The organism is Streptomyces antioxidans, assembly GCF_000968685.2.
Classification (GTDB): Bacteria; Actinomycetota; Actinomycetes; order Streptomycetales; family Streptomycetaceae; genus Streptomyces; species Streptomyces antioxidans.
This window is the reverse complement of sequence record NZ_LAKD02000039.1, coordinates 39,793-47,011: the sequence shown is the minus strand read 5'-3', so window position 1 is coordinate 47,011 and position 7,219 is coordinate 39,793. Positions and strand designations below refer to the sequence as shown.

6 protein-coding genes are annotated in these 7,219 nt (G+C 71.2%); 5 read left to right on the top strand and 1 reads right to left on the bottom strand.

Features of this window, described 5'->3' with window-relative positions; translation table 11 throughout:
* Window positions 1-318: 318 nt before the first annotated feature.
* Together VT50_RS16090 and VT50_RS16085 are read left to right on the top strand one after the other, a co-directional pair.
* Window positions 319-1,545, top strand: coding sequence for a fumarylacetoacetate hydrolase family protein (locus VT50_RS16090; protein WP_046091004.1), 1,227 nt, complete (start codon window positions 319-321; stop codon window positions 1,543-1,545).
* Window positions 1,526-2,458 carry a 2-hydroxyacid dehydrogenase gene (locus VT50_RS16085; RefSeq protein ID WP_046091005.1) on the top strand — a complete coding sequence of 311 codons (933 nt, stop codon included), beginning with the start codon at window positions 1,526-1,528 and terminating at the stop codon, window positions 2,456-2,458. The genes VT50_RS16090 and VT50_RS16085 overlap by 20 nt, the downstream gene beginning before the upstream one ends.
* A gap of 18 nt (window positions 2,459-2,476) precedes the next feature.
* On the opposite strand, the gene VT50_RS39300 is transcribed toward VT50_RS16085, so the two are convergent.
* The gene (locus VT50_RS39300) at window positions 2,477-2,614 is read right to left on the bottom strand and encodes a hypothetical protein (RefSeq protein WP_158083208.1); all 138 of its coding nucleotides are present in this window, start codon (window positions 2,612-2,614) and stop codon (window positions 2,477-2,479) included.
* On the opposite strand from VT50_RS39300, the gene VT50_RS16080 reads away from it, so the two are divergent.
* The 3 genes from VT50_RS16080 to VT50_RS16070 all read left to right on the top strand — a co-directional run bounded on the left by VT50_RS16080 (window position 2,613) and on the right by VT50_RS16070 (window position 7,152).
* Window positions 2,613-4,283 carry an L-lactate permease gene (locus VT50_RS16080; RefSeq protein WP_046091013.1) on the top strand — a complete coding sequence of 557 codons (1,671 nt, stop codon included), beginning with the start codon at window positions 2,613-2,615 and terminating at the stop codon, window positions 4,281-4,283. The genes VT50_RS39300 and VT50_RS16080 overlap by 2 nt on opposite strands.
* Window positions 4,284-4,312: 29 nt before the next feature.
* Window positions 4,313-5,542 carry an enolase C-terminal domain-like protein gene (locus VT50_RS16075; protein WP_053048867.1) on the top strand — a complete coding sequence of 410 codons (1,230 nt, stop codon included), beginning with the start codon at window positions 4,313-4,315 and terminating at the stop codon, window positions 5,540-5,542.
* 146 nt (window positions 5,543-5,688) lie between these two features.
* Window positions 5,689-7,152, top strand: a complete 1,464-nt coding sequence (locus VT50_RS16070) for a GuaB1 family IMP dehydrogenase-related protein (RefSeq protein WP_046091012.1) — start codon at window positions 5,689-5,691, stop codon at window positions 7,150-7,152.
* Window positions 7,153-7,219 lie beyond the last annotated feature (67 nt).

The window sequence follows — 7,219 nt, the reverse complement described above, 5'->3', positions numbered from 1 at the left end:
GCCCGGTAACCGCCGCGCCATCCCCGGACCGGCCTCCTGTTCCGGTGAGCGGAACACAACGTGGCGGAGCGCCCGGCGGGCCCCATAGTGAACGCCAGCCGCATCCCGCCCCGTCCCGTCCCCGCGGATGCGATCCCCGAAGTCAGAGCCGCCGTCGGCCGATCCCACGGCCCCGTACCCCGGCACCCGCGCCGGGCGGGTGGCGTGCGAAGGAGCAGCCATGAACGTCATGCGCACCAACCTCACCACGGCCGGAAGGGTGACCGGCGCGCCGCGCATCGCACCCCGCCGGGAGCCCGCCCCCGGAGCGGAGAAGTGATGGACGCCGCCACGGCTGGGCTGCTGCCCGCGGATTCCGCGCGTTCCGTTCTTGTCGGACGGGTCTGGGACCCCGAGACGGGAGGCCCCCGGGTCGTGACCGTCCGCGGGGGCCAACTCCTGGACCTCACCGAGGAGTTCTCGACCGTCGCCGAGCTCATCGAGCATGCCGCGCCCGCGCGTACCGTCGCGCGGGCCGCGGCACCGGTCCGCTGGTCCCTCAAGGACGTCGCCGACTCGTCGGAGCACGCGGAGCCGAACGTCCCGCGGCTGCTCGCGCCCATCGACCTACAGGTGATCAAGGCATGCGGCATCACCTTCACCGAGAGCCTGATCGAGCGGGTCATCGAGGAGCGCTGCCGCGGCGACTTCACCCGCGCCTCGGCCGTCCGCGGCCTGGTCATGGACGCGCTCGGCGGAAGCGTCGCGGTGGCGCCGGGGTCCCCGGAGGCGCTTGGGGTGATCGAGGTGCTGACCGCACAGGGCATGTGGTCCCAGTACCTCGAGGGGGGACTGGGCCGCTATCCGGAGGTGTTCACCAAGGCCCCCGTCCTGTCGTCCGTTGGCCACGGCAGCGCCATCGGCATCCCGTCCTTCTCCGAGTGGAACAACCCGGAGCCGGAGCTCGTACTCATCGTCGACTCCGGCGGGCGCGTCAGGGGAGCGACGCTCGGCAACGATGTGAACCTGCGCGATGTCGAGGGCCGCAGCGCACTCCTGCTGGGCATGGCCAAGGACAACAACGCCTCCTGCGCCGTCGGCCCGTTCATCCGTCTTCTCGACGACGACTTCACCCTCGACGTGCTCCGCGACGAGGAGATCACCCTCCGGATAGCCGGACGGGACGGCTTCCGCCTGGAGGGCCACAACAGCCTCTCCCGCATCAGCCGGACGTTCGAGGAGCTGATCGGCGCCACCTACGGCGTCCACCACCAGTATCCGGACGGGTTCGCCCTCTTCACCGGAACGCTCTTCGCCCCCACCCAGGACCGGGGGGAGGACGGCATGGGGTTCACCCACCGCCCCGGTGACCGGGTCACCATCAGCAGCCCGCACCTCGGCACCCTCATGAACACGACCGCGCCCACGGAGGAGCTGCCGCCCTGGGAGTTCGGCCTCCTCGCCATGTCCACGCATCTGGCGCGGCTCGGACCCGCGCGAACTCACACCGAGGCCGACCCATGCCCGAGAGAGGAGCCCGTTTCCCATGGCGCCGACGATCAGTGATCCAGCCGTGGTCCTCGTCCCCCACGCCGACTGCGCCGCGGTCCTCGCCGAAGTGCCCGGCCTGCGCCCGGTCGTCTACGATCCGCGGTCCGCGCTGCCCCCGGAGGCGCGTACGGCGCGGGTGCTGGTGGCCCCGTTCCTGATGACCCCCGGAATGACCGCGCTCACCGGCGGAATGCCGGACCTGGAGCTGGTGCAGCTCCTCACCGCCGGGGCCGAGGCCTGGATCGGGCGGCTGCCCGAGGGGGTCGTGCTCTCCGACTGCCGGGGCGCCCACGGCGGCGCCACCGCGGAGTGGGTGGTGTCGACGCTGCTCGCGGTGTACCGGCATCTGCCGCGGTTCGGCCGGGCCCAGGACGAGGGGCGCTGGGACTACCACCGGACCGAGGAACTGGCCGGGAAGAAGATCCTCATCGTGGGGGCCGGTGACGTGGCGGAGAACACGGTCCGCAGGCTGGCGGGGTTCGAGGTGAGCACCACGCTGGTCGGGCGGCGCGCCCGGGACGGCGTGCACGGCATGGACGAACTGCCCGCCCTGCTGCCCGAGCACGACGCCACGGTGCTGGTCGTCCCGCTCACCGAGGAGACCCGCGGCATGGCCGACGCGGAGTTCCTGGCCGCGATGCCGGACGGCGCGGTGCTGGTCAACGGGGCGCGCGGCCCGGTCTGTGACACCGACGCGCTGGTAGCCGAGCTGGACTCCGAGCGGCTGCGGGCCGCGGTCGACGTCACCGACCCGGAGCCGCTGCCCGAGGGGCACCCGCTGTGGAAGGTGCCCGGTCTGCTGCTCACCCCTCATGTGGGCGGCAGTGTGCCGCTGACGATGCCCCGGGCCTACGCCGTGGTGGCGGAGCAACTGCGCCACTTCGTACGGGGCGAGGAACCGCCGAACGCCGTGCACGGCGCCTACTGACGCGTGCCTGTTCCTCCCTCATTTCCCATCCCTCCCCTTGCTCCCGTCCTTCCTCCCCTTCCTCCCCTTCCTCCCCTTGCTCCCGTCCTTCCTCCCCTTCCTCCCCTTCCTCCCCTTCCTCCCCTTCCTCCACCACCGTCGCCGGAGGTCCGTCATGTATCACCAGCCCACCGCCCCTCTGGGCGGATCCCTAGGATGGTCGGCCCTGACCGCCGCCATCCCCCTCCTCCTGCTGTTCCTGCTGTTGGGCGTGTTCCGGGTCCGTGCGTGGATCGCCTCCGTCACCGGGTTGCTGGTGGCGACCGCCGTGGCGGTCGGGGGGTACGGGATGCCGTTCGGCACCGCGGTGGCCGGCGCGGCCGAGGGGGCCGTCTTCGGGCTGTTCCCCGCCATGTGGATCGTGGCCAACGCGATCTGGGTCTACCGGATGACCCGCGGCAGCGGGGATTTCGACCGGTTGCGCGAGGCGTTCTCACGGGTCAGCGACGACCGCCGGGTCCAGGGGCTGATCATCGCGTTCTCCTTCGGTGCGCTGCTGGAGGCGCTGGCCGGATTCGGGGCGCCGGTGGCGATCTGTTCGGCGATGCTGGTGGCGCTCGGGCTGTCGGCCATGCGGGCGGTGACGGTGTCGATGATCGCGAACACCGTGCCGGTGGCGTGGGGCGGTGTCGGACTGCCGATCATTACGCTCGGCCAGGTCACCGGGATCCCGGTGGACACGCTCAGCCGGGCCACCGCCCACCTCGTTCCGGTGCTCGCGCTCTTCGTCCCGGTGCTGCTGCTCGTGGTGCTCGACGGCGCCCGTGGGGTGCGCGAGGTGTGGCCCGCGGCGGCGGTGGCCGGGGTGTCGTTCGCCGTCCCGCAGTACGTGGTCGCGACCTTCGGCCCGATCCAACTCGTGGACATCGTCGCCGCACTGGCCTCGGCCGGATCCGTACTGCTGCTGACGCGGTTCTGGCAACCGCGCCGCTCGGACCACTCGGCCCGGGCCGGTGCCGAGGCGTCCGGCGGCGGTGCCCCGGCGCCAACCGCCGCCGACGCGACGGGCGTTCTCACCGCCCCGCCCCGCGTTCTCCCCGCTGCGTCCCGCGTCGATGTCCTCCGCGCCTTCGCGCCCTACCTGGTGATCATCGTGTTCTTCACCGTGTCCGTGGTCCCGGGCGTCAAGAGCGCGCTGACGGCCGCGACGATGACCTTCGCATGGCCCGGGCTCGCGGTGCGGACCCCGCAGGACGAGCCGGTGGCGCTCGCGACGTACAAGTTCGACTGGCTCGCCACCCCCGGGACCGTCCTGCTCATCGCGGGCATCGTCACCGCGATGATGCTGCGGATCGACGCCCGCTCTGCGCTGCGGGCCTACGGCCGAACGCTGTGGCAGCTGCGGGAGGCCGCGGGCACCGTGATGGCGGTGCTGGCACTGGCGTACGTCATGAACCTGTCCGGGCAGACCACGACACTCGGCCTGTTCCTGGCCACCGCGGGAAGCTTCTTCGTCGTCCTGTCACCGCTGCTCGGCTGGTTCGGCACCGCCGTCACCGGCTCGGATACGTCGTCGAATTCGCTGTTCGGCGCGCTGCAGGTCAGCGCCGCGCAAGGGACCGGGATGCCGCCGAACCTCGCCGCGGCGGCCAACACCGCCGGAGGGGTCCTGGGGAAGATGATGAGCCCGCAGAACCTGGCCATCGGAGCGGCGGCCGTCGGCCTGGCAGGGCGCGAGGGCGAAATCCTCCGGCGGGTCGTGGTCGCCTCCGCGGTGCTCGTGCCCGCGCTCTGTCTGCTCGTCTCTCTGCAGTCGACGCCGGTCCTCGGATGGCTCGTGCCATGACCGGGGAACCGGTACACCCACCCCCGCACATGGACACCACCGGCAGTGGAGGCAACCCCATGATCGACACACGGATCTCATCGGTACGGATGCGGGAAGTCAGCGCCGTGCCCGCTGCGGATTCACCGCCCCGCGCGGCCCCGCCCCAATCCCGTCCGCTCAGCGTCTACCCGGCGTTCCACACCGGATCCGCGGGCCAGGTGCTGCTCTCCGATCCCCATCGCAGGACCGCCAGATACCTCGAGATCGCGACCACGACCGGTGTGACCGGCAGATACGGACCGCTCGATCACGATGTGGTCGCCCCCCTGGCCGACGGCATGGCGGGCGAATTGCTCGGCCTGAACCCGATGGCGAACGGCTACGTCTGGGATGTGCTGCAGCGCACCAACCGGCACGCACGCCATGGAACCCGCAAGATCGCCATGAGCGCCGTGGACAACGCGCTGTGGGATCTGCGCGGCCGCCTGATGGGCGTGCCCGTCTGGCAGCTGCTCGGCGGGGCCGGGCGCACCCGGATCCCGGCCTATGCCAGCACCCACGGCACCTTTCATTCCGAGGGCGAGGTCGAGCGCACGGCGGCGGAACTGCTTGACCAGGGCTACACCGCCCAGAAGTGGTTCTTCGGCGACGGGCCCGGACAGGGCCCCGAAGGAATGGAACACAATATCGCGCTGGTCGAACGCGCCCGAGCGGCCGTCGGTTTTCGGTCCGCCCTGATGTTCGACGCCTTTATGAGCTGGGACCTCCCCTATGCCCGGGCCTGGTGCGCCCGGGTGGAACGGTTCCGTCCTGACTGGCTGGAGGAACCGTTCCCCGCCGCGGCGGTTCCGTCGTTCGCGCAGCTCAGCTCCTCGACCACCATTCCGCTTGCGGCCGGTGAGCACCTGTACGACCGGTATGACCTCCTGCCCTTCCTGCAGCAGGGGCTGCTGAGCGTGGTGCAGGTCGATCCGGAATGGTGCGGTGGGGTCACCGAGGCGGTGCGCATGTGTGCCATGGCCGAGCCATTCGGCGTTCAGGTCCTTCCGCACGGGCACGGTATTCACGCCGCGCTGCATATCGTGGCGAGCCAGTCGCCACAGCTCTGTCCGTCCGTCGAATACCTCTACCGCTTCACTCCGGAAAAGCACTACTTCGAAGTCGAGGCTCCCGCCGCGAAGGGCGGGGCGATTCCGCTGCCCACCCGCCCGGGATTCGGAATCGAAATCGACGAGGACCGAGTGGAGATGGACGAGGAAGTCTTCGCGTTTTCCTGAGCCCGTGCCGTTTCCTGAGCCGGTCCCGTACGCCGCCGAGGCGCCGCGGCAGCGTCACGTCCCTTGTAGGATTGCATGATCACAGGGCTTGTCTGCTGTGTCTTCACGGGGGTGACCTGCCTCCCTTCGTGTGAAAATGTGGAAGTATGCAATTCCTTGAGCCCGGTACCGGACGCTACGTAAAGTCATCTCCGGCTCCCTACGACCTGACGTACGACGATGTGTTCATGGTGCCGAGCCGTTCCGCGGTCGGCTCCCGCCAGGGAGTGGACCTGTCGTCCCCCGACGGCACCGGCACCACCATCCCGCTCGTCGTCGCCAACATGACCGCGATCGCCGGCCGCCGCATGGCCGAGACCGTCGCGAGGCGCGGTGGCCTCGTCGTCATCCCGCAGGACATCCCGATCGACGTCGTCACCGATGTGGTCCGCTGGGTCAAGGGCCGCCATCTGGTGCTGGACACCCCGATCGTCCTCGCCCCGACCGGCACCGTCGCCGACGCGCTGGCGCTGCTGCCCAAGCGGGCACACGGCGCGGGCGTGGTGGTCGAGGACGGGCGGCCGGTGGGCGTGGTGACCGAGTCCGACCTGACCGGGGTGGACCGCTTCACCCAGCTGTCCGAGGTGATGTCGCGGGAGCTGATGGTGGTCGACGCCGACATCGACCCCCAGGAGGCGTTCGGCCGCCTCGACGCCGCCCACCGCAAGCTGGCGCCCGCCGTGGACGCGGACGGAAAGCTGGCGGGCATCCTGAGCCGCAAGGGGGCGCTGCGCGCGACGCTCTACACCCCCGCGGTGGACGCGGCGGGCCGGCTGCGGATCGCGGCCGCCGTCGGGGTCAACGGCGATGTGGAGGGCCGTACGAAGGCGCTCATCGACGCCGGGGTGGACACCCTCGTCGTGGACACCGCCCACGGCCACCAGGAGTCGATGATCAGCGCGCTCAAGGCGGTCCGTGGCCTGGGCCCGCGGGTGCCGGTGGTGGCGGGCAACGTGGTGGCCGCCGAGGGGGTGCGCGATCTCATCGAGGCCGGGGCCGACATCGTCAAGGTCGGCGTCGGGCCGGGCGCCATGTGCACCACCCGCATGATGACCGGCGTCGGCAGGCCGCAGTTCTCCGCGGTGATGGAGTGCGCCGCCGAGGCGCGCAGGTTCGGCAAGCACATCTGGGCGGACGGCGGCATCCGGCACCCGCGTGACGTCGCGATGGCGCTGGCCGCCGGGGCGTCCAACGTCATGATCGGCTCCTGGTTCGCGGGCACCTACGAGTCGCCGGGCGACCTCCAGCACACCGCCGACGGCCGCCCGTACAAGGAGAGCTTCGGCATGGCGTCGGCGCGCGCGGTGCGCAACCGCACCAGCGAGGAGTCGGCGTACGAGCGGGCCCGCAAGGGGCTGTTCGAGGAGGGCATCTCCACCTCGCGGATGTTCCTGGACCCGGTCCGGCCGGGCGTCGAGGACCTGATCGACGCGATCGTCGCGGGCGTGCGCAGCTCCTGCACCTACGCGGGCGCGGGGTCGCTCGAGGAGCTCCACGAGCGGGCCGTCATCGGCGTCCAGAGCGCCGCGGGCTACGCCGAGGGGCAGCCCCTCCACGTCTCCTGGGACTGAGACGGAGTCTCCTGGGACCGCGACAGCGCCACAGCCCCACTCGGCTCGGGTGAGTGGGGCTGTGGTG

Coding starts and splice junctions, on each gene's coding strand:
- VT50_RS16090 (WP_046091004.1), top strand. CDS start 319: ATGGACGCCGCCACGGCTGGGCTGCTGCCCGCGGATTCCGCGCGTTCC.
- VT50_RS16085 (WP_046091005.1), top strand. CDS start 1,526: ATGGCGCCGACGATCAGTGATCCAGCCGTGGTCCTCGTCCCCCACGCC.
- VT50_RS16080 (WP_046091013.1), top strand. CDS start 2,613: ATGTATCACCAGCCCACCGCCCCTCTGGGCGGATCCCTAGGATGGTCG.
- VT50_RS39300 (WP_158083208.1), bottom strand. CDS start 2,614: ATGACGGACCTCCGGCGACGGTGGTGGAGGAAGGGGAGGAAGGGGAGG.
- VT50_RS16075 (WP_053048867.1), top strand. CDS start 4,313: ATGGACACCACCGGCAGTGGAGGCAACCCCATGATCGACACACGGATC.
- VT50_RS16070 (WP_046091012.1), top strand. CDS start 5,689: ATGCAATTCCTTGAGCCCGGTACCGGACGCTACGTAAAGTCATCTCCG.